General features: G+C 62.4%; 17 protein-coding genes and 2 pseudogenes. 11 read left to right on the forward strand and 8 right to left on the reverse strand.

What is annotated here, in order from left to right:
- The first annotated feature begins 448 nt into the window (after positions 1–448).
- Positions 449–2095, forward strand: coding sequence for a pilus assembly protein (locus ACVWWD_RS17420; RefSeq protein WP_023773391.1), 1647 nt, complete (start codon positions 449–451; stop codon positions 2093–2095).
- A 52-nt stretch (positions 2096–2147) separates the two neighbouring features.
- On the opposite strand, the gene ACVWWD_RS17425 is transcribed toward ACVWWD_RS17420, so the two are convergent.
- Positions 2148–4109, reverse strand: a complete 1962-nt coding sequence (locus ACVWWD_RS17425; RefSeq protein ID WP_352546613.1) for an LTA synthase family protein — start codon at positions 4107–4109, stop codon at positions 2148–2150.
- A 243-nt stretch (positions 4110–4352) separates the two neighbouring features.
- Here ACVWWD_RS17425 and fabD point away from each other — a divergent pair, with 243 nt between their 5' ends.
- The 8 genes and pseudogenes from fabD to gmk all read left to right on the forward strand — a co-directional run bounded on the left by fabD (position 4353) and on the right by gmk (position 11084).
- The gene (gene fabD / locus ACVWWD_RS17430) at positions 4353–5303 is read left to right on the forward strand and encodes an ACP S-malonyltransferase (RefSeq protein WP_023773393.1); all 951 of its coding nucleotides are present in this window, start codon (positions 4353–4355) and stop codon (positions 5301–5303) included.
- A 22-nt stretch (positions 5304–5325) separates the two neighbouring features.
- A pseudogene (locus tag ACVWWD_RS17435) lies at positions 5326–5448 on the forward strand (type II toxin-antitoxin system RelE family toxin); the annotation flags it as partial.
- Between the two features lie 31 nt (positions 5449–5479).
- Positions 5480–6217 (forward strand): 3-oxoacyl-[acyl-carrier-protein] reductase, encoded by a 738-nt coding sequence (gene fabG, locus ACVWWD_RS17440; protein ID WP_023782888.1) that lies wholly within the window; start codon positions 5480–5482, stop codon positions 6215–6217.
- A 211-nt stretch (positions 6218–6428) separates the two neighbouring features.
- Positions 6429–6665 (forward strand): acyl carrier protein, encoded by a 237-nt coding sequence (locus tag ACVWWD_RS17445; RefSeq protein ID WP_006203723.1) that lies wholly within the window; start codon positions 6429–6431, stop codon positions 6663–6665.
- 34 nt (positions 6666–6699) lie between these two features.
- Positions 6700–7962, forward strand: coding sequence for a beta-ketoacyl-ACP synthase II (fabF, locus tag ACVWWD_RS17450; protein ID WP_023773396.1), 1263 nt, complete (start codon positions 6700–6702; stop codon positions 7960–7962).
- Between the two features lie 102 nt (positions 7963–8064).
- Positions 8065–9360, forward strand: a complete 1296-nt coding sequence (gene mltG / locus ACVWWD_RS17455) for an endolytic transglycosylase MltG (RefSeq protein ID WP_352546612.1) — start codon at positions 8065–8067, stop codon at positions 9358–9360.
- 155 nt (positions 9361–9515) lie between these two features.
- Entirely contained in the window at positions 9516–10406 is an 891-nt protein-coding gene (locus tag ACVWWD_RS17460) for a YicC/YloC family endoribonuclease (protein WP_352546611.1), read from the forward strand.
- Between the two features lie 21 nt (positions 10407–10427).
- Positions 10428–11084, forward strand: coding sequence for a guanylate kinase (gmk, locus tag ACVWWD_RS17465; protein WP_023773399.1), 657 nt, complete (start codon positions 10428–10430; stop codon positions 11082–11084).
- 50 nt (positions 11085–11134) lie between these two features.
- Here the strand turns inward: gmk and rsmA are convergent, their stop codons facing one another.
- The 6 genes from rsmA to lptF form a co-directional block, all read right to left on the reverse strand.
- A complete protein-coding gene (gene rsmA, locus ACVWWD_RS17470; RefSeq protein WP_352546610.1) occupies positions 11135–11974 on the reverse strand; it encodes a 16S rRNA (adenine(1518)-N(6)/adenine(1519)-N(6))-dimethyltransferase RsmA in 840 nt (279 codons plus the stop codon).
- Entirely contained in the window at positions 11974–12987 is a 1014-nt protein-coding gene (pdxA, locus tag ACVWWD_RS17475; RefSeq protein WP_352546609.1) for a 4-hydroxythreonine-4-phosphate dehydrogenase PdxA, read from the reverse strand. Before pdxA ends, rsmA begins: the two co-directional genes overlap by 1 nt.
- A gap of 13 nt (positions 12988–13000) precedes the next feature.
- Positions 13001–13933 carry a peptidylprolyl isomerase gene (locus ACVWWD_RS17480; RefSeq protein WP_023773401.1) on the reverse strand — a complete coding sequence of 311 codons (933 nt, stop codon included), beginning with the start codon at positions 13931–13933 and terminating at the stop codon, positions 13001–13003.
- Between the two features lie 88 nt (positions 13934–14021).
- Positions 14022–16466, reverse strand: a complete 2445-nt coding sequence (locus ACVWWD_RS17485) for an LPS-assembly protein LptD (RefSeq protein WP_023773402.1) — start codon at positions 16464–16466, stop codon at positions 14022–14024.
- Positions 16466–17551, reverse strand: a complete 1086-nt coding sequence (lptG, locus tag ACVWWD_RS17490; protein ID WP_023795292.1) for an LPS export ABC transporter permease LptG — start codon at positions 17549–17551, stop codon at positions 16466–16468. The genes ACVWWD_RS17485 and lptG overlap by 1 nt, the downstream gene beginning before the upstream one ends.
- The gene (gene lptF / locus ACVWWD_RS17495; protein WP_023782896.1) at positions 17548–18750 is read right to left on the reverse strand and encodes an LPS export ABC transporter permease LptF; all 1203 of its coding nucleotides are present in this window, start codon (positions 18748–18750) and stop codon (positions 17548–17550) included. Before lptF ends, lptG begins: the two co-directional genes overlap by 4 nt.
- A 364-nt stretch (positions 18751–19114) precedes the next feature.
- On the opposite strand from lptF, the gene ACVWWD_RS17500 reads away from it, so the two are divergent.
- Both ACVWWD_RS17500 and ACVWWD_RS17505 read left to right on the forward strand, forming a co-directional pair.
- Entirely contained in the window at positions 19115–20686 is a 1572-nt protein-coding gene (locus tag ACVWWD_RS17500) for a leucyl aminopeptidase (protein WP_352546662.1), read from the forward strand.
- A gap of 9 nt (positions 20687–20695) precedes the next feature.
- The gene (locus ACVWWD_RS17505) at positions 20696–21145 is read left to right on the forward strand and encodes a DNA polymerase III subunit chi (RefSeq protein ID WP_023773406.1); all 450 of its coding nucleotides are present in this window, start codon (positions 20696–20698) and stop codon (positions 21143–21145) included.
- 228 nt (positions 21146–21373) lie between these two features.
- Here ACVWWD_RS17505 and ACVWWD_RS17510 read toward each other — a convergent pair.
- Positions 21374–21460 (reverse strand): annotated as a pseudogene (locus tag ACVWWD_RS17510) (hypothetical protein); the annotation flags it as partial.

A 21460-nucleotide genomic window follows, 5' to 3' on the forward strand; every position in this document is an offset into this window, starting at 1 on the left:
GCCTTTCTTCGTTTCTCTCCCGGTTCCCGGCGGCAAAAGCCTCTGCAACTTCTCTGACCCGCATGTGCCTCAAAGGCGCGGGGAAGAAAGGAGCATGACGAGACGGTCGAGAGCGGAGACACGGGAGGCGGAAGCGCTTCTGGCTTCACACGAAGGTTTTCAAAAAACCTCCGGCCCTCCGTTCAGCCCCCAGCTGGGACCGGCAGATTGGCGGCGTCTATAAAGCAATCCGCTGATAAAGCAAGGCCAAGCGCCATTCCCTGATGTCGCAGGCCGCAAGGACGAGGTGGCAGCGCCGGCAAGGCCTGGCGATTTCCCGGCAACCGGCCCTTAACCACAATGTCAGGTTGTGCAGGGTTGAGCCACGCCGTCAACGGTCGATTCATCATGCAAGGCGCAAAAGCCCGATAACCGCGCATATCGAGCGGCAAGCATTTGCGGGGTAAGGATGCTTCTCAACAGATTCTGGCGCTCGAAGAGCGGCAATTTCGCGCTTCTGATGGGATTGGGGCTGCCGGCCATTCTGTCGGCCGTGGCCTTCGCGACCGACGTCTCGACCATGATGCGGGCAAAGAGCAACCTGCAGAATGCACTCGATGCGGCAAATCTTGCCTCTTCCCATCTTGGCGATCTGGACATTACCCGCACCGATGCTTTCGACCGCTATTTCCAGGCCAACATCGCCGGGCATGGTGAACTCGTCAACGCCAAGGCGACCCTGGCCGTCGACCGGGGCGTCAATTTCATCAAGACCAAGGCGGTGGCCTCGGCCGACGTCGGCTTGAATTTCGCTTTCCTGTTTGGTCAGAGCAAGCACATCGTGGTCGATGCCTCGGCGGTCGAATCGAACAATCAGCTCGAAGTCGTGCTGGTGCTGGACAATACCGGTTCTATGGCAGGCGTCCGCATTGCCGCGCTGAGAACAGCGACGAAATCGTTGCTGGACACGCTTGAAGCGACAAAGTCGCCGACGCGCGAGGTCCGCGCCTCGCTGGTTCCTTTCGTCACGGCCGTCAACGTCAATGGCGACGAATTCGATCCGTCATGGGTCGACATGGACGGTAAATCCTCAACCAATGGCGTCAATTTCCCAGTCGTAGATGGCAAGCGGCCCAATCATATGGCGCTGTTCAAGCAGCTCAAGGAGAATGGATGGACCGAGCCCGGATGGAACGGCACAGGATGGAAGGGCTGCGTCGAGGCGCGACCGGGCGCTTACAATATTTCGGACACCCCACCCGATCCGGCCAAACCCGACTCTCTGTTCGTTCCGTATTTTGCACCGGACGACCCGGAAGATGCCCAGATGCCGTCAGCGTCCTATGGCAATTCGGCTAAATATTACAATAACTCCTATCTGGACGACGTCAGCGACAAGGCCAAGCTCGCCAAGCAGAAAGGCAACCTCCTGCGTATCGATTTCAGTGATCTTCTTGGCGATGTGTTGGCGCCTGGAAATTCCGCCAAGGAAAAGATCGCCAAATATGTCGCGCCCGCCAGGGAACTCATCACCGAGACCGGCTCCGCCATCACCGTAGGCCCGAACCGTGCGTGTCCGACACCGGTGGTTCCCCTGACCGGCGATTTCGACAAACTGCGCAAGGCAGCCAGTCAGATGACTGAGTGGAACGGCTCGGGGACCAATGTTTCCGAAGGCCTGTCATGGGGCATGCGCGTGCTCTCGCCTGGCGCGCCGTACACCGACGGCGCGCCGTGGAAAACACCAGGCGTTAGCAAGATCGTGCTGCTGCTCACCGACGGCGAGAATGTCGTTTATGGCGCCAGCGAACAGCCAACCAAATCCGACTACACATCTTATGGCTATCTCGCGGGTGGCCGTTTCGGATCGGACAACCAGACGGCAGCGGCGCGCAACGTCGACGGGTGGACCAAGAGCGTCTGCACTCAATTGAAGGATGAGGGCGTGCAAATCTACACCATGGTGCTACAATCCGACACCGCCGCCAACCGCACCCTTTACAGCGCCTGCGCCTCGACCCCCAGCGACTATTATGCCGTCAACGATCCGGCCAAGCTGCCGAACGTGTTTCTGCAGATCGCCAACAAATTTTCGAAGCTGCAACTGACGAACTGAGTTGGCTGATCCGAAGGCGGGCGGCAGGGAAATCAATTGCGCGCCGATCGGTTCAACTCGTATGGGCGACGACCTTGTCGACCGTTTCGGGGAAGAAGTCGGGCGCGGCATGGCGCTTGCCGAACATCATGTCATACTGGATCAGCTGGAAATCGCGGATCGCCGGGTCGATCTCCTTCTGACGCGACCAGTCGGGCGTGGCCGCGCCGGCCGGGGTGAGCAGCAGGTTGCGGTCGACAACGCGATAGCGCTCCCGCATCTCGCCCAGGAAGCCGGTGTAGTAAGGATGGGTGATGCCGGCGGCGGTGAGGATATGATAGGGCAGGAACGCGGGGCTGACCGTGCCCAGGTTCTCGACCGGGCCCGAGCGGTTCGACCAGATGATCAGCGGTGTCGCGTGATGTTCGAGGGCGGCTTCCGGCGTCGGTTCCTTGCGCGGTGCGACGTTGTCCTTCAGGAAGCCGGTCTCGACATAGACCGGTCCGAGCGGCGGCAGGTGGTCACCGAAAAACGCGACAATCGTCGGCCGCTCGCGCGTCTTGGCCCATTCGATCAGCCGTTCAAGGCCGCGGTCCGCGTCGGCTGAACCTTCGGCGTAAGAGAGCAGCGAGTCGCGCGCCCACTGGCTGATCGGCGCTTGCACCGAATGGGTCGGGTTCGAATAACGGTTCGGTTCATAGGGGCCGTGGTTCTGCAGGCTAACGGCGAAGAAGAACACCGGGTCCTCGCTGGCGTCCGCTCCGCGTATGATCTCGTCGGTCATCGCCGCGTCGGATGCCAGCGGTCCGCGCTTTTCCATGGGCGGCAGCGTCTCTTCCGATTTGAAGTCGTTGAAACCGAAATCGGCATAGACCGCCCCGCGGTTCCAGAACCAGTTCGTGCCTGGATGGATGGCGCGTGCCCTATAGCCTTCGCTCTTCAAGAAGGTCGCCATCGACGGCGTCGGGGTGCGGACATATTGCTGGTAGGGGATGCTGCCGGCCGGCAGGAAAGCATTGGAAAAGCCGGTCAGCGCTTCGAATTCGATGTTGGCGGTCATGCCGCCGAATTCGGGCGAGAACATCGAGCCCGAGCGGAGCGCCCGCACATTGGGCATCGGATCGGGGTTAATGGTGACTCCGGGCAGCTTGGTTGGATCCCAGAAGGATTCGCTCATGACGATGATGATGTCCGGCTTCTGGGCCGGCACCGAGGCGGTCACCTCGGGCCGCTCGATCGCCGCGATCGCCTTGTCGGAATAGCCCGGCGGTGCCGAGACATGCGCCATCGGCACGTTGAGCGCGAAGGCGAGCGCGAAGCCGTTGGAGGCGTAGTTTTCCTTCTGGTCCCACATGATCGGGATGATCTGCAGCCGGTCCCTGGTCCACGAGAAGGTGGCGTAATCCATGATCGAGACGAAGAAGGCGAGCAGCGGCACCGCCAACGTCAGCCGGGCAAGGCGGCCCTTGCGGCTGAGGGCCGGAATCTTGCGGCGCCATAGCCGCCAGCCATAGACGAGCAGGGACAGGCCGGCGACGATGCCCGCGACCATGGCCAGCGCCGTCATTGGCCGCTCACGCACCAAGAGCGGCAACAGGGCGAAGATCTGGCGGGCGTAGAGGAAATCCGTCGGGTAGAGCGGATCGCCGAGATAATGCGACTTCTGGTGGCCGACAAAGGCCAGCGACAGGGTCAGCGGCGCAACGATCATCAGGCTCTGATGACTGCGGCCGAGCACCGCGTCGAGACCGATCAGGACCAGCGCGAAGACGACGATGGTTGTCCAGCCCGGCTTGAACGGCTGCAGGAAGAAGGAAACGGTGCCGGCGATATCACCGCGCACGATCAATTCGATGGCGAACACTAGGACGGCCGAGATCACTAGGCTGATCAGCCCGTAGCGGACAACAGGCCATCTACGACCCGGCAGATAGCCGGTGGACGGATCGTCTTCCAGGAACTGCGGCGCCGCGTTGCCGGCACGTTTGAAACTCTTTGCCACTTTAACTTCCCGCCCGAAGACAACCCACGTCATTCGATTGTCATATAATTGTCACGCAAAGCTAGCGCCTGTGGCGGAAATAAGAAGAGCCAGCGAACGATTCGTGAGCGGTTTTCATCAGGTGTGATCGCCAAAAAGCCTTTCGGAACAGGCACTCACACATGGATAGGCCCATTGGCATGGGCTGAAGTGGCTTGACTTGGCGGCCTGCCTTGCGTCACAGGCAGGAAAAATTCGTAGTATCAGGCAAGCAAAACCAGTCAGGGGAGCCCTCGCATGGCCGTTGCATTCACCTTTCCGGGACAGGGTAGCCAGGCTGTCGGCATGGGCAAGGATCTTGCCGATGCCTTTCCGGAGGCACGCAGGATTTTCCAGGAAGTCGATGACGCGCTCGGCGAAAACCTGTCGAAGCTGATCTGGGAGGGTCCCGAAGAGACGTTGACGCTGACGGCCAATGCGCAGCCGGCGCTGATGGCGGTGTCGCTGGCGGCGATCAGGGCGCTGGAAACGCGCGGTTTCTCGCTGAAGGACAAGATCGCTTATGTCGCCGGCCATTCGCTGGGCGAATATTCGGCACTCGCCGCCGCCGGCTTCGTTTCCGTTGCCGATGCCGCCCGTCTGCTGCGCATCCGCGGCAACGCCATGCAGGCAGCGGTGCCGGCCGGCGAGGGCGCCATGGCGGCGATCATCGGGTTGGAGCAGGCCGATGTCGAAGCCGCCTGCGTTGAGGCCGCCCTGGGGGCTGGCAAGGGGGCCGTCTGCCAGGTGGCGAACGACAATGGCGGCGGCCAACTGGTCATATCGGGGGCGAAGGCGGCGGTTGAACTGGCAGCGAAACTGTGCACCGCAAAAGGCGCCAAACGGGCGCTGATGCTGCAGGTTTCGGCGCCCTTCCATTCCGCGCTGATGACGCCGGCGGCCAATGTCATGCGTGAGGCACTTGCCGGCGTGACAACGACCGCGCCCATCGTTCCCGTGGTGTCCAACGTATCGGTGCAGCCGTCCACCGATCCTGACGGGATCGCCGGGCGCCTGGTCGAGCAGGTGACCGGTCGCGTCCGCTGGCGCGAAACGGTGGAATGGTTCGGCGCCAACGGCGTCACCACGCTTTACGAGATCGGTGCCGGCAAGGTGCTTTCAGGATTGGCTCGTCGCATCAACCGCGACATCGCCACCGCCTCCGTGGGTTCCGCAGCCGAGGTGGAGGCGGCTGTGGCTGCGCTGTGACTTGAATTCTTCGCCGCCGACATCTTCTTTGACGACTTTTTGGAGATATCGGATTGGGGATTACCGCGTAATCTGCGATGTACAGGACAGGCGGCTGGTCATTCTGGTGGTAACGATTGGCCATCGGGGTGATGTTTATCGATAACCGTCCGTACGATTTGAGAAGAGGACAAGAGATGTTCGAACTGACCGGCCGCAAGGCGCTTGTCACCGGCGCATCGGGGGGCATCGGCGAGGCGATCGCCAGGGTGTTGCATGCGCAAGGCGCGACCGTCGGCCTGCACGGCACGCGTGTCGAGAAACTGGAGACGCTGGCCTCCGAACTGGGCGACCGGGTCAAGCTGTTCCCGGCCAACCTGTCGAACCGCGACGAGGTCAAGGCACTCGGCCAGAAGGCGGAGGCCGATCTGGAGGGCGTCGACATCCTGGTCAACAATGCCGGCATCACCAAGGACGGCCTGTTCGTGCGCATGTCGGACGCCGACTGGGATACGGTGCTGGAGGTCAATCTCACCGCCGTTTTCCGGCTGACCCGTGAACTCACTCACCCGATGATGCGCCGCCGCCATGGCCGCATCATCAACATCACTTCGGTGGTCGGGGTGACCGGCAATCCCGGCCAGGCGAATTACTGCGCCTCCAAGGCCGGCATGATCGGCTTGTCCAAATCGCTGGCGCAGGAGATCGCCACCCGCAACATCACCGTCAACTGCGTCGCGCCGGGCTTCATCGAATCGGCAATGACCGACAAGCTCAATGACAAGCAGAAAGAGGCGATCATGGCGGCGATCCCCACCAGGCGCATGGGCACCAGTGCCGAAGTGGCATCCGCCGTTGCCTATCTGGCTTCGAATGAGGCAGCCTACGTAACCGGGCAGACCATTCATGTGAATGGCGGTATGGCGATGATCTGAGCGAGGTCCGAGAGCAACACCGACGGGCTGTGAAAACCCACCATTTCGGCTTGGACCTCGGCTATTTTTCGTGTAATGCGGCCCGCAACCCGGCGGTTCGGGCAAAACCGGTCCGTGGCCGTTGCGTTTCCGGCAGGACCATCTTTCAGCTTGATTAGCGGCATTCCGCCCGCTAACGAAGACAGACAAACAAAAGACGAGGATGCCCCAAATGAGTGACACCGCAGAGCGCGTCAAGAAGATCGTCATCGAGCACCTTGGCGTCGATGCCGACAAAGTGACGGAGCAGGCGAGCTTCATCGATGATCTGGGCGCTGACAGCCTCGACACAGTTGAACTCGTCATGGCGTTCGAAGAAGAATTCGGCGTCGAGATCCCCGATGACGCGGCCGAGACCATCCTGACGGTCGGCGATGCGGTGAAGTACATCGACAAGGCTTCGGCCTGACGCTTTTCGCAGTCGTCACCGGGGAGGACCTGCGATGAGGCGTGTCGTCGTCACGGGCCTTGGCCTGGTTTCGCCGTTCGGTATGGGCTTCGAGCACGGCTGGAAGGAACTGCTGACCGGCCGCAGCGCTGCCAAGCGCGTCACCGAGTTCGAGGTGGACGATCTTGCCTGCAAGATCGCCCACGTCATTCCGCGCGGCGACGGCTCCAACGGCACGCTCAATCCCGAAGCCATTCTTGAGCCGAAGGAACTTCGCAAGATCGGCGACTTCATCCTGTACGGGATCGCGGCCGCCGATGAGGCGCTGAAGGATTCGGGCTGGCAACCTTCAACCGAGGAGGAGCGTTGCGCCACCGGTGTGCTGATCGGCTCCGGTATCGGCGGTCTTGAGGGCATCGCCGAGAACGCGATCATCCTCAAGGAACGCGGCCCGCGCCGCATCAGCCCGTTCTTCATTCCCGGAAACATCATCAATCTCGTTTCGGGCCAGGTTTCGATCCGGCACGGGTTGAAAGGCCCCAACCACGCTGTCGTCACCGCTTGCTCGACCGGTGCGCACGCCATTGGAGACGCCGCCCGGCTGATCATCTTCGGCGATGCCGACATCATGCTGGCTGGCGGCGCCGAATCGCCGGTGACCCGGCTGTCGCTCGCCGGCTTCGCCGCGTGCCGGGCGCTGTCGACCGAGCGCAACGATACCCCGCAAACGGCCTCTCGGCCCTATGACCGCGACCGTGACGGCTTCGTCATGGGCGAGGGCGCCGGCGTACTCGTGCTGGAGGAGCTCGAGCATGCCAAGGCGCGTGGCGCCAAGATCTATGCCGAGGTGACCGGCTACGGTCTGACCGGCGACGCCTATCACATCACCGCACCGGCTGAAGATGGCGACGGCGCTTTCCGTTGCATGACGGCGGCGTTGAACCGGGCAAAGCTTACGCCGGCCGATGTCGACTACATCAATGCGCACGGCACCTCGACCATGGCCGATACGATCGAACTCGGCGCTGTCGAGCGGCTGGTCGGCGATGCGGCGTCGAAGATCTCGATGTCGTCGACCAAATCGTCGATCGGCCATTTGCTGGGAGCGGCAGGCGCGGCCGAGGCGATCTTTTCGATCCTCGCCATCCGCGACAATATCGCACCGGCGACCATCAACCTCGACAATCCAGAACGCGAAACCGCGATCGACCTGGTGCCGAACAAGCCACGCGCCCGCCAGATCGACGTGGCACTGTCCAATTCCTTCGGCTTTGGCGGCACCAACGCCTCGCTCGTCTTCCAGCGGTATAATGGCTGACGGTCCGGTTGCCGGACAATGCTTTGGCGTGTCGTGAATTTTGCCATATTCACCCCTACTCTGCCGCAGGGGATTCGTTGAGAGATCGAACGGTAGGGCGACATGAACACTAATCCGTCGGGCAACGGAGAATTCGGGCAAAGGCCGGCGAACACCGGGCCAATCGTGCCGAAGACGGCCAGCGAAGCCTTGCGGCCGGAAGCCGGAACACCGCCGCCGAAACGCTCGCGCGCTTCGCGCAGCCAGGTCGTCGTGTTCATGAACTTCGTCCTCTCCGCGGTGATGCTGATGGTTCTGGCGGCGGGCGTGGCCCTCTATTTCGGCAAGCAGGAATTTACCGAACCCGGCCCATCCGCTAATGGCGACACTTTCCTTGTCAAGCCCAGCACCGGGGTCCAGGACATTGCCGACCAGCTCGAGCGCCGCGGACTGATCAGCGACGCCCGCGTGTTCCGCCTCGGCGTGCGTGCCTTCGGCAACGATTCCGCGCTCAAGGCCGGTGAGTACGAGATCAAGCCCAGGGCATCCATGCGCGACATCATGGAACTGCTGAAGAGCGGCAAGTCGGTGATGTATTCGCTGACTATTCCCGAGGGGCTGACGGTCGAGCAGGCCTTGCAGCGCATCGCCGACGAACCCGCTTTGAGCGGCGATATGCCGGCGAAGACGCCCCCCGAGGGCAGCCTTGCCACCGACACGCTACGCTTCACGCGTGGCGCAACGCGTCAGCAGATGGTCGACAAGCTGCTCGCCGATCAGAAGAAACTGGTCGATGAGGTGTGGCAGCGGCGCGCGCCGGATCTGCCCCTGGCCAGTGTCGAGGACTTTGTCACCCTGGCCTCGATCGTCGAGAAGGAAACCGGCAAGGGCGATGAACGCTCACGCGTGGCCGCCGTCTTCCTGAACCGGTTGGCCAAGGGCATGCGTCTACAGTCCGATCCGACCATCATCTACGGTCTGTTTGGCGGCAAGGGCAAGCCGGCGGATCGCCCGATCTATCAGTCCGACATCCAGAAGCAGACGCCTTACAACACCTATGTGATCAGCGGCTTGCCGCCGACACCGATCGCCAATCCGGGCCGCGCGGCCCTTGAGGCCGTGGCCAATCCGTCGAAGACCGAAGATCTCTATTTTGTCGCCGACGGCACGGGCGGTCACGTCTTTGCCTCGACACTGAACGAGCATAATGAAAACGTCGCCCGCTATCGCGCGCTGCAGAAGAAGCAGGCCGATGAGGCAGCCAAGGCTGCTGCTGCCGCCGGTACCGGCGGCAGTGCCGACAAGCCTGCTGACGACAAGCCTGCTGACGACAAGCCTGCTGACGACAGGCCTGCCATTGACAGCGGCACCGATGGCGACAATGGCGATGCGGGCGGTGATGCGGGCGCGGCCCAGTAAGGCTAAGAAAAGCGTTGCCTGGAAGGCGGCGGCCTGACATTTGAAGGAACGCCAGGCGTCCGATTTCGACGTATTCGCGGAGTGATCATTTTAAGCCGCACTTGTCCCTCCGGAAAACCGGTTTCGGGGTGAGGCGCCAGGGATGTGCAGGCGACATGAATTTGCAGAGCATGACCGGTTTTGCGCGCGCCGTCGCCGAGCATGACGGCACCTCCATTGCCTGGGAAGTCAAATCCGTCAACGGCAAGAGCGTTGAGGTGCGGTTGCGGCTGCCTCAGGGGTTCGAGCGGTTGGAGCCTGTGCTTCGGCAAACGCTGCAGAAGCGTTTCGCGCGCGGCAACTTCCAGGCGACGCTGACCATCGGCCGTGCCGCCGGCGCCCAGACGCAACCAGTCGTCAACGAGGTGTTTCTGAAAGATCTCGCCGGCCTGGCCAAGCGATTGCAGGAACAGTTCGGCGTTGCGCCCGCGACGGCTGACGGATTGCTGTCGCTGCGTGGTGTGCTCGACGTTCCCGAAACCATCGAAACCGACGAGGCGCGGGCCGCGCTCGACACCGCCATCATGGCCGCGCTCGACGTGGCGCTGAACGGCCTGGAACAGGCCCGGCAGGGCGAAGGTGCCGCACTGGCCCTGCTGTTGTCAGGTCATATCGACACCATCGAGACACTGACGCTGCGCGCGGAAGCGGACCCGTCGCGCGAGACGGTGGCGATCCGCGAACGCATCGCCGAGCAGGTCAGGCTGTTGATGGACGCATCCGCCAATCTGGATGCAAGCCGATTGCACATGGAGGCGGCGTTTCTTGCCACCAAGGCCGATATTCGCGAAGAAATCGACCGGCTGAAAACGCACGTCGCGTCTGGCCGGGCCTTGCTCGAGGGCGGCGGCGCCGTTGGCCGCAAGCTCGATTTTCTGGCACAAGAATTTAACCGTGAATCGAATACGCTGTGTTCGAAGTCGAATGCCGCCGCCGTCACCGCGATCGGGCTGGAACTGAAGGCGGTCGTCGACCAGTTTCGTGAACAGGTCCAGAATCTGGAGTAGCCGATGGTTGCCAAGGAACCGATGGTTGCCAGGGATTTGGGATCCCGCATCCGCCGCCGGGGCTTGATGCTCGTCCTGTCGTCACCATCGGGTGCCGGCAAGTCGACGATCGCGCGCAACCTTCTGGAGAGCGATTCCAGCCTCGAACTGTCGGTCTCGGTCACCACAAGGCCTCGCCGCGGCTCGGAAATCGAGGGCGTTCACTACCATTTCCGCACGATGCGCGAATTCGAGCGGCTGCGTGATTCCGACGCGCTGCTCGAGTGGGCCGAGGTGCATGGGAATTGCTATGCGACGCCGCGCGAGCCTGCCGAACTGGCGCTGGCGCAGGGACGCGACATGCTGTTCGACATCGACTGGCAGGGCGCCCAGCAGCTCAAGGAGAAGATGCGCGCCGACATCGTCTCGATCTTCATCCTGCCTCCGTCGATGAAGGAATTGAAGGCTCGGCTGAAGCGCCGCGCCGAGGATCAGGAAGCAGTGATCGAGACGCGGCTCAAGAACGCCCGCAACGAGATCGAGCACTGGAAGGAATATGACTTCGTCATCGTCAACGACGATCTAGACCGTGCTTTCGCTGAAGTGCGCGGCATCGTCGTGGCCGAGCGGCTGCGCCGCGACCGCCGGCCGGGTCTTTTCGATTTCGTATCGGGCTTGCTCGACGAGAAGACGGATTGACCGCTTTTTCCTTCTCTCCAGACAGCCCTGCGTGAGCGGGGAGGAGAGAGCTAGACCGCATTGGTCAACCGCACGAACTCCTCGACGCTAAGCGTTTCGGCGCGTCGTGTCGGGTCTATCCCCACTCGTTCGAGCAAGGCCTCGCCGCCAAGGCTTTTCACGCTTTGCCGCAACATCTTTCGGCGTTGGCCGAAGGCGGCTTCCGTGACCCGACCGAGTTTCTTCACATCGCCGGGCAGGGGTGTCGCGCGGGGTTCGAGATGCACCACCGAAGAGGTGACCTTGGGCGGTGGCGTGAAGGCCTGAGGCGGCACGTCGAAGGCGATCCTGGCCTGCGTGCGCCAGCCGGCGAGCACACTCAGCCTGCCATAGGCGTCGCTGTCGGGCGCTGCGACGATGCGCTGGGCGACCTCGCGCTGGAACATCAAAGTCATCGAGGCGTAGAAGGGCGGCCAGTCCGTGACCGTCAGCCATCGAACCAACAGTTCCGTGCCGATGTTGTACGGCAGATTGGCCACGATCCGCACCTGCCCACTATCTCCAGCCGCCGCCGCGACGAGAGCGGCGAAGTCGGTCTTCAGCGCGTCGCCCGAAATCACCTCCAGCCGGCCGGGGTAATGAGCCGAGATTTCGGCAAGCGCTGCCAGGCAGCGTTCGTCGCGTTCTATGGCGACGACCCGGCGGGCGCCGTTGGAAAGCACCGCCCTCGTCAGTCCTCCGGGCCCAGGCCCGACCTCGATCACCGTGGCATTTGTCAGGTCGCCGGCGCTGCGCGCGATCTTGCCTGTCAAATTGAGGTCGAGCAGGAAGTTCTGCCCAAGCGCCTTTTTCGCCTGCAGTCCATGACGCTCGATGACGTCGCGCAGCGGCGGCAGCCCATCGATGCTCATCAGGCCCCGGCCTTCGCGTCGGTGTCGGCGAGTTTTCTGGCGAGCTTCAGCGCCGCGATCAGGCTGTCGGGCCGCGCAATGCCCTTGCCGGCGATTTCGAAGGCGGTGCCGTGGTCGGGCGAGGTGCGGATGAAGGGCAGCCCCAGCGTGACGTTGACCGCGTCGTCGAAGGCCAGCGCCTTGGCCGGGATCAAGGCCTGATCGTGATACATGCAAAGTGCCGCGTCGTAGCCTGCTCGCGCCCGGGCATGGAACAGCGTGTCGGCGGGCAGGGGGCCGAAAGCATCGATGCCTTCGGCGCGCAGGATGTCGACCGCCGGGCGCACGACATGCTCGTCTTCCGTGCCCATGGAGCCGCCTTCGCCGGCATGCGGATTGAGGCCGGCAATGGCGAGCCTCGGCTTGGCGATACCGAAGCGGCTGGCAAGGCCGGCCGCGGTGATGCGCGCGGTAGCGACGATCAATTCGGTGCTCAGGGCCTTCGGCACCTCGGCCAGGGCGATGTGGATGGTGACGGGAACCGTGCGCAGGTCCGGGCCTGCCAGCATCATAACCGGCATCGCCTCGACGCCGCTGTGCCGAGCCGCGAGATGCGCCAGATATTCGGTGTGGCCGGGAAAAAGGAAGCCCGCATCGTAGAGCGGCTTCTTGGCAATCGGGCAGGTCACGACGGCGGCGGCCTCACCGGCAAGGCAGGCGGCGACCGCTCGGTCGATCGCTTCGACGATGCCGGCCGCATTGGCCGGGTCCGGCCGGCCGGGGCTGTCGATGAAGCGGGCCGTCAGCGGGACGATCGGCAAGGCGTGGCCAAAGACCTCGGTCGCCTGCACCGGCGTCACCTCCTCGACGGGCAGCAAAACGCCGAGGTGGCGCGCGCGTGTGGCGACCGCAGCCGGGTCGGCCAGCAGATAGAAGGGGGGCAAGCCGACATCGTCACGCGCAAGGAAGGCGGCGATGGCTATTTCAGGGCCGATACCGGATGGGTCGCCGACACTCAACGCCAGCGCGGTCATCGCGCTACCCACGTCAGCGCTTGACGATGCGGGCTTTGGCCTTCAGCTCGTCGACATATTTCTTGCTGAGATCGTCTGCGGCCTTGTCGTTGGAACCTTCGCTCTGGAACACCATCTGGGCGGTCTTGTCGTCGGACACTTCGCGCGAAGAGCAAATGCCGATGAATTCGACGCCGCGTTCGGTCTCGCGCGTAACGGTGGCGCCGCCGACCTTGGTCGCTTTGATCTGCTCGGCCCAGTCTGGCGGCAGTTGCGGTGCCAGAATCCGGCCGAGATCACGAACCGTGACGTCGATAAGGCCCTTGGCGAACTCGCGCGTCGTGTTGCAGCCGTTGAAGCGAGCGCGCATGGCGTCGGCCTCGCGCTTGCGCTTGGCCAGCGTCGCGCTGCGTTCGGCCGCGGGCACGACGAAGATGACCTGCTGCAGCATGTATTCCATGGCGCTCGGCTTGGCGCCGCCCTTGTCGAGCATGCGTCGCACCGCGTCCTGTTCGGTCACGCTGCCGCCTTCGCCGGAACGGTAGCGCGCGCTCAGGGCCTGATTCCAGGCCATCTGGGCGCGGATGAACTCCTTGAAATGATCCTTGCCGACACCGGATTTTTCCATGACGCCGTCGAGTTGGCCGAGCTGCATTTTGTTGTTGGTGGCAAAGCGCTGATAAGCGGCCTCGACCTGGGCATCGTTGATGCGGATGCCAAGCCGCCTGGCCTCGGCGAGGCGCAGCGTTTGGTCGATCATTTCCTGGCCAGCATCACCCTTTTTGCGCTGCAGCTTCAGGAAGGCGGCACGATGGGCGATATCACCGGTAGTGATCGGTATGTCGTTGACGACGTATTTGATCTCGCTGGCGAAAGCCGGCGGCGTCATGACGGTCATCGACACGGATGTCGCCGCCACAAGCAACGCGAACCCTGCTGAAAAGAGGTATTTCCTCATCCTTGGCATCCCAATTCTATTCCCGGCTCCGCCCGTTCCGTCCCCTTCCGGATGCGCGAATCCGTGCCAGCCCTATGCGGCGAAACGATGTCGCCGCCTATTGGATGGTGTCGACTCCGTTGCTCGACGAGCCGAAGTCGCCGAGGGTACGGAACGAGAGGTTGAATCCGATGCTCTGCGTCACTTCCCTGGTGTTCAGGTCACGCGACTGCGCGTACGTCATCAGATAGGTGAAGCAGGAATCGTTGTAGGCGAAGCCCACCCCGTCCTTGACCAGCAGGCCCTCCTGCAAATCGTAGGTTCCTGTCCCGAACACGCGCCAGTTCTCGGCAAGATGCGTGGATGCGCCGAGCGTGACCTCGTGACGGTCGCTGGTGAAACCGTAGAGCGGCTGGGCCTGGATGAAGGCATACTTGGCGCTCAACGACACCGGCAGGCCGGAATAGGCCGCTTTCAGCTCGGCGCGGCGGATCTCGAAGCTCTGTTCGTCGAACCGGCCGCTCACCGATGCCGCGAATCCATTGGGGCTGGTTATGCCAAACAGGCCGACATAGTCGGACTTGGTGGTCTCAAGGCCTGAATTTGCTCCGACATTGACGAGGTCGGGTGCCGCGAAGGAGTTCTCGCCGCCAATCTGATAGGATTGGCCGAAGATGGCATTGGTGCCCCAGCCATTGATGTAGGAGCCGGAATAGCGCAGCCCGACATTGGCACGCGAGCCACCCTCGATACGGTCATAACCGGAGAACTTGTCGCGCTCGAACAGCGTGGTCGCATCGAAAACCATGCTCTGCGCGTCTTCGTTCGGAACGGAGAGGCCGCCGACATACTGTTCGTTCGGACGCAGGAACACCTGCGCCATCGGCTCGACAACGTGGCTCGACCCGCTGGCCAGCGAGAACAACAGGGGCCAGCTCATCTCGAGCCCGGCAGTCGCCATGTAGCGGGCAAAGGACGAGCGCATGTCTTCGCTGGTATTTATCACAGGGTTGGCGGCCATCTCCTGAATGGCCGCGAGCGAAGCTGATGAAGCTCGGACGTAGTCAACGTCGCCCTGGAATGCCAGCAGCGGTGTCAACACCAGCCCGTCATCGGTGACGAAGCTCCGTTTCCACTCCGCCTCAGCGGTGAGGCGGCCGGACTCGCCTTCGATACCGCGCACGCGCTGCGCAAACGTAGAAGAGTCGTATGGCGTGTTGAAAGCCTCGTCGAGATCTTCGCGGCGGATGACGCGCGTATTGACGTTGAGCGACAACTGGCCGCCGGCGACCGATGTGTCGGGGATATAGGCATAGTCGAGCGAGGGCAGCACCCAGGGCTGCTGACCGCTTCGCGCGGCGGGATTGTCGTTGGGCGTATCTTCCTGGACCTCGAAATGCATGGCGCGCACGTCGAAATAATTTCGATCATTGAGGCCCGTGAGGTAGACCGAGGACTGATGGACGTACGAATTGTACTTGGCGATGTTGTAGGTATTCGAGAAGTTCTTGTCGGTCTGCAGCAACACGTCCCAGCCGAAATTCCAGCGTTCGTTGATGGCGAACTGCCCTTGCGTGCCCATCATGCCGCGGAACTTGTTCGGATCGCCCACCGCACCGGAATCGATATTGTGGCCAGCGGTCGAGGGGAACGCGGCGCCGTCGAGGAAGTCGTCCGGATTCTGCTGCTGGATCCCGGCGACCTTAAATGTGTATTCGCCGTTGTTGAAGCGCTGGCGCCATTCGGCTTCGCCAAGGAAGCCCTGCTTGGTGTAACCGCTTCCGGTCACAGTCAGATCATATGTCGGCGAAAGGGCGAAATAATAGGGAACCTTGACGCTGTACCCCAGATGGCTGTTGTAGCCGATGCTGGGGATCAGGAAGCCGCTCTTGCGCTTCACTGTGGGATCGGCGATCTCGAACGCCGGCAGGTAGGCCAGTGGAAAGCCGAAGAACTCGAAATTCGCGTTCTCGAAGCGAACAGTCTTCTTCTCACCGTTCCAGATGATCTTCCTGGCTTTGACGCGCCATGTCGGCGCCTTGTCGGGCTTGTCCTCGCAAGGTTCGCAGGCGGTGTAGACGCCATTGTGGAAGGTGGTCAGCACACCGCCCATGCGTTCGGCGCTTTCGGCGGCGAAATAGGCCTTGTCGACCGTTTCAACGCGCAGCGCGTTGACGAAACCGTCGGCGAAATCGTCGGTGATGTCGATGTGCTGCGAATTGATCTTGGTGCCGTCGCTGTTGACGATCTCGACATTGCCGCTGGCAACCATCCGCTTGGTGTTGCGGTTGTAGACGACCTTCTGGGCGACGAGACGGTTGCCGCCATAGTCGATCTGCACGCCGCCGACGGCGGTCACGGTCTGGTTGTCGTTGTTGTATTCCAGCGTGTCAGCGGCCAGCAGCATCTGCGAACCGGATGGAACGGTGGTCGCCAAGTTGCCGACCTCCTGCGCGAAGGCCGGCAGCGGGACGCCGCAGGCAAGCAGGCACGCCAAGGCGCTCGCCGCATAAAGGCGCGCCAAATGGGCCTGCCTGTCGCTGGGCAAAAACGCCTCCCTCACTAGCCGTCTTCCTTGTATAGCAGGAAAGTCACCCCGAAGAACATAGCTACCACGACCGGCACCCAGGCGGCTATGGCTGTCGGCACGAACCCCGCCACGCCGAACGCCTTCACCAGCACCGAAACGACATAAAGCAGAAACCCGGCAACGACGCCACCCAGAATCATCGTTGCCGATTGTCCCATCCTCGCAAACCGCATTGAAACTGTTGCAGCAATCAGCGTCATGGCGACGAGCAGGAACGGCAACGCCACCAGCGAATCAAACTGCATGGCAAAGGCATTTGCCTTGAGGCCGAAGGAACGGGCAACCTCGATTTTTCCGGGCAGGTCATAGAAGGGAATTGTCTCCGGGCGCGCCAGCCGCTCCTGCACGAATTCCGGCTTCAGATTGGTCGGCACACGATCGCTCGCGACGGGCTGGATGGTGCCGTTCCTGAAGGTCTTTACATCCTGCAATTCCCAATAGCCGTCGCGCAGGTAGGCCCGTGCGGCGTCCTTGCGCTCGACGATGTTGCCTTGCTGGTCGAGGATGAAAAACACGGCATCGGCCATCTCCAGGCCCTGGTCGAGGATGGCCCGCGCGCCGATGATCGTGTCGCCGGAACTGGTTTTCTGGCGAATCCAGGGCGCGGCATCGGCTGAAACGGTATTGGACTTGCCGGAGCGCAGCTCGGTCTCGATCTGTTCGGACAAGGAGAAAGCGTGGGCGGCAAGCGGGTTGATGATCCCGACCGACACGACGCCGAACAGCAATGCGCCGATGCAGCACGGCAAAAGGAACTGCCAGGCGGAAACGCCCGCGGACCGCGCGATGACGAGTTCGTAACGTCGGTTGAGCGAAACCAGCGTCGCCATCGCCGAGAACAAGCCAACAAACGGCACCGTCTGCAGCATGATCATGGGCATTCGAAGGCCTGAAATGGCCATCGCCGTCCCATAGGTGAAGCCCGGCAGGCCAGTGGTGCGGCCCGACAATTCCGTGAAATCGATCAGGAATACCAGCGCCAGAAGGCCGATGAAGAACCAGATCGTGATCGCCACGTAACGGAAGAAGAAGTAACGGCCCAGCGTCCAGCCCATCAGCCGACTCCCTGGCCCGAGGTGTCGCGCCTGGACAAACGCGCCTTGAGGGCATTCCACCCTTCACCGATGCGGCCGGCCAGGTTTGTCATCCAGTCCGCCCAGGCAACCGGCAGTTCCATGGTCCTGTTCGACACGATGAACCAGATCGCCACCGCGGAAGCCGCGATCGGTATGCCATAGACCACATAGGAATATTGCGGCACCTCGTCGGCCTTGCTCGCGGCGAAGAATCCCAGCCAGCGTACGAACAGCGATATCGCGATGGCGGTGATCAGCGGATTGACGCGCGCCTCGCGATGCGAGCGCGCGTCTCCCGCGACCGCGAGCGCGATCAGTGCGAAAACCATGGAGTATGTCCATTCCGAAAACCGCTGGTCGACCTCCGCCCGGTACTCCTGCGGACTTTGCTGGTAGTTCTTGTCGTTGGGGCTTGGATTGAGCAGGTACTGGGTGGTCTGGTCCTTTGGCAGGAGCGTTACCTGGTTGGCCGCCGACATAAAGGCCGACATGTCGAAGGCATAGGACGTGAACCGGATGACACTGAGGTCGCCTGTCAGCGTCTTGCGATGGATGACGCCGTCATTCATCATCAACACCTTTTCGCCGCCCCGCTCGATGATGCTGCCGGTCTTGGCATAATAGACGAGATTGACGCCTTCCTCACGGGAATCGGCGACGAAGATGCCACCCAGCCGGTTGTCGGGAAGCCGCTCGCCAATCTGCAGGAACAGTCCTTCCTCGATCTTGCGGAAGGTGCCTTCCTGAATGATCAGCGACAAAAGGTCGGCGCGCGACTCCGCCACCAGGGCGCGGTTCTTTTGTCGTGCATAGGGGTCGATGCCGTTGTCCACGGCGAACGAAAAGACGCTCGCGGCCAGCGCCAGCAGCATGATCGGCCGCACGATGGTCCAGCGCGAGGCACCCGATGCATTGACCACCGCGAGTTCCGAATCCGAATTCATCACGCTGAGTGTCTGCGCGACCGCCACCACGAGCGCGAAAGGTACGACGATCGGAACGATGGACGGGAGAATGAGAGACGCGACCTCGAAGAAAGTCAAAGCCGACTGGCCGCTGTCGGTGACCAGATTGATCTTGGCCAGCACCTGCGTCGTCCACACGATGGCCAGCGTCCAGACCAGCGCTGCGATGAAGACAACGAAAGTGCGGCGCATGATGTAGCGTTCAATGACCTTCATGAAGGCTTTACTCGATTTTCTCGAACGGCATCATGCCACCACGCTAAGGGTAGCTGTCCGGCCACGCCCGCACAACTGGCTCCGTTGGGCTGCATCAGGCAGGCGATCCGGTTCCCGTCCCACGTCGCGTGCCGCAGCGGGTCGGAGTGTCGGCGGCAATGGATAAGAAAGGACGAACATCGATGGTTAACAACAGGTTGCGGCATGAAGCGGGGCCGTGCCGCGACGAATCGCCTTCGATTCCACGTCACATATGGGTAGCCATTTTGGCAAAGTCTTGCCAAATGCAGGAAAACGACCAAATGTCGCGGATCGCTTCAAACCGCTTCGCGCAAAATCGCCCAATCCCCGAAAGCAGGACATGATGAACCCGAGACCGTCGATCGCCTTTGCGAAATTCGCCGCGCCCCAGGCGGCGGCGAGCAGGAAGGGCACGGTCTTCGTGCTGTCGGCGGATAATGGCGGCCTGAGCGATGCGGCCAGGGCTTACGACCCGGGCAAGACGCTGGATCGGGCTTTCCCGATCGCGGAGTTTACCGGCAAGCTCGCCGGCATCGTCGAAATCCTGGCGCCGCAAACAACGTCGCTCGACAGGTTGGTCGCGATCGGCGCCGGCAAGGTCGCTGGGCTCGACGAATATGCCTGGCTGAAGCTCGGCGGCACCGTTGCGGCATCGCTGCGCAAGGCAACCGACGTGGCCGTGGTGCTCGACCTTGCCGGCGCCTCGCCCGATGGCAAGGACGCCGCGAACCTCGCGGCGGGCATTCTTTTGCGCAGCTATTCCTTCGACAAGTACAAGACCAGGAAGGATAAGGACGACGGACAGGGGGGCGGTCAAGGGAGCGGCCAAGGGAGCGGCCAAGGGAGCGGCCAAGGGAGCGGTAAGGCCGACCCGAAAAGGCCCGTCAAGGTGACCATTCATACCGCCGATCCTGCAGGCGCCAAGAAAGCTTTCGCCGATGCCGAGGCGGTGATCGACGGTGTGCTTCTGGCGCGCGATCTCGTCAACGAACCGGCAAACGTGCTGGGACCTGTCGAGTTCGCCGCCCGCGCCAAGGAACTCGAGGCGCTCGGCGTCAAGGTCGAGATCCTGACCGAGAAGGAGATGAAGAAGCTCGGCATGGGCTCGCTGCTGGGCGTCGCGCAAGGCTCGCCCCGAGGCGCCCGCATGGCTGTCATGCAGTGGAACGGTGGCAAGCCCAAGGACAGGCCTGTCGCCTTCGTCGGGAAGGGTGTCACATTCGACACCGGAGGCAATTCGATCAAGCCGGCATCGGGCATGGAGGATATGAAGGGCGACATGGGCGGGGCTGCCGCCGTGACCGGGTTGATGCATGCGCTCGCCGCGCGCAAGGCCAAGGCCAATGTCGTCGGCATCATCGGTCTTGTCGAAAACGCCGTCGACGGTCATGCCCAGCGCCCCGGCGATATCGTCACCTCCATGTCGGGACAGACCATCGAGGTGCTCAACACCGACGCCGAGGGGCGCCTCGTTCTGGCCGACGCGCTGTGGTACTGCAACGACCGCTTCCAGCCAAAATTCATGGTCAACCTGGCAACGCTGACCGGCGCCATCATGGTTGCGCTCGGCCTGCATTATGCCGGCCTGTTCTCCAATGACGACGAACTGGCGCAAAGGCTGACCGCGGCCGGACACTCAACGCAGGAACGGCTGTGGCGCATGCCGCTCGGCGCCGAATATGACAAGCTGATCGATTCCAAGAACGCCGACATGAAGAACATCGGCGGCCGCTACGGCGGCGCGATCATTGCCGCGCAGTTCCTGCAGCGCTTTGTCAAGGACACGCCCTGGGCGCATCTCGATATTGCCGGGACCGCGATGGGCTCGCCGTTGAACGAGATCAATCAGTCCTGGGGTTCGGGTTTCGGTGTTCGGCTGCTGGACCGGCTGGTGCGTGATCACTACGAGAGCTGACGTTCATCCATGGCCGATGTGCTGTTCTACCATCTGACCGAATCGACGTTGGAGGATGCGCTGCCGGGCCTGCTCGAGCGCAGTGTCGATCGCGGCTGGCGCGCCGTGGTGCAGACCGGCACCGAGGAGCGGCGCGACGCGCTCGACCAGCATCTGTGGACTTTCCGCGACGATTCCTTCCTGGCGCACGCGACCGATCGCGAAGCTTACCCCGGTGAACAGCCAATCCTGTTGACCACCGGCGACGGCAATCCCAACCAAGCCAAGATCAGGTTCCTCATAGACGGCGCGGCGCCGCCCGACCTCGGCGGCTATGAGCGTGCGGTGTTCCTGTTCGACGGCCATGACGCGGCCCAGGTCGAGATGGCCCGGGCGCATTGGAAGACGATGAAGGACGCGGGCCACGCCGTGACCTACTGGCAGCAAACCGCGGACCGCCGCTGGGAGCGCAAGGCGTAGGGCAACCCACGGAAAGTGTGGACCTATCCCGGGAAAAGCGCGCAGCGCTTCGCGTGGCGAATTGCACAAGAACGAAGCGAGAAACGATGAACAGCTCCAGCCCGGCGGCTTTCGCATGACAGTTCTAAAGCCTTGCCCTGATCCGGTTCTGTTTCCGGGTGACGTAGTCGCCGTATTCAACTTCATGGACTCGTCCGACCGGTTCCGATGCGAGCTCCTGAAAACGTGCCACTCGCCATCGGGCGACTTGCGCTTGTGGATCGCCTTGCCGGTCTGGGCGATGCAAAAACAAGAACGGAGCAGGCGAAGGGGCAA

The organism is Mesorhizobium sp. URHB0026, from assembly GCF_054059755.1.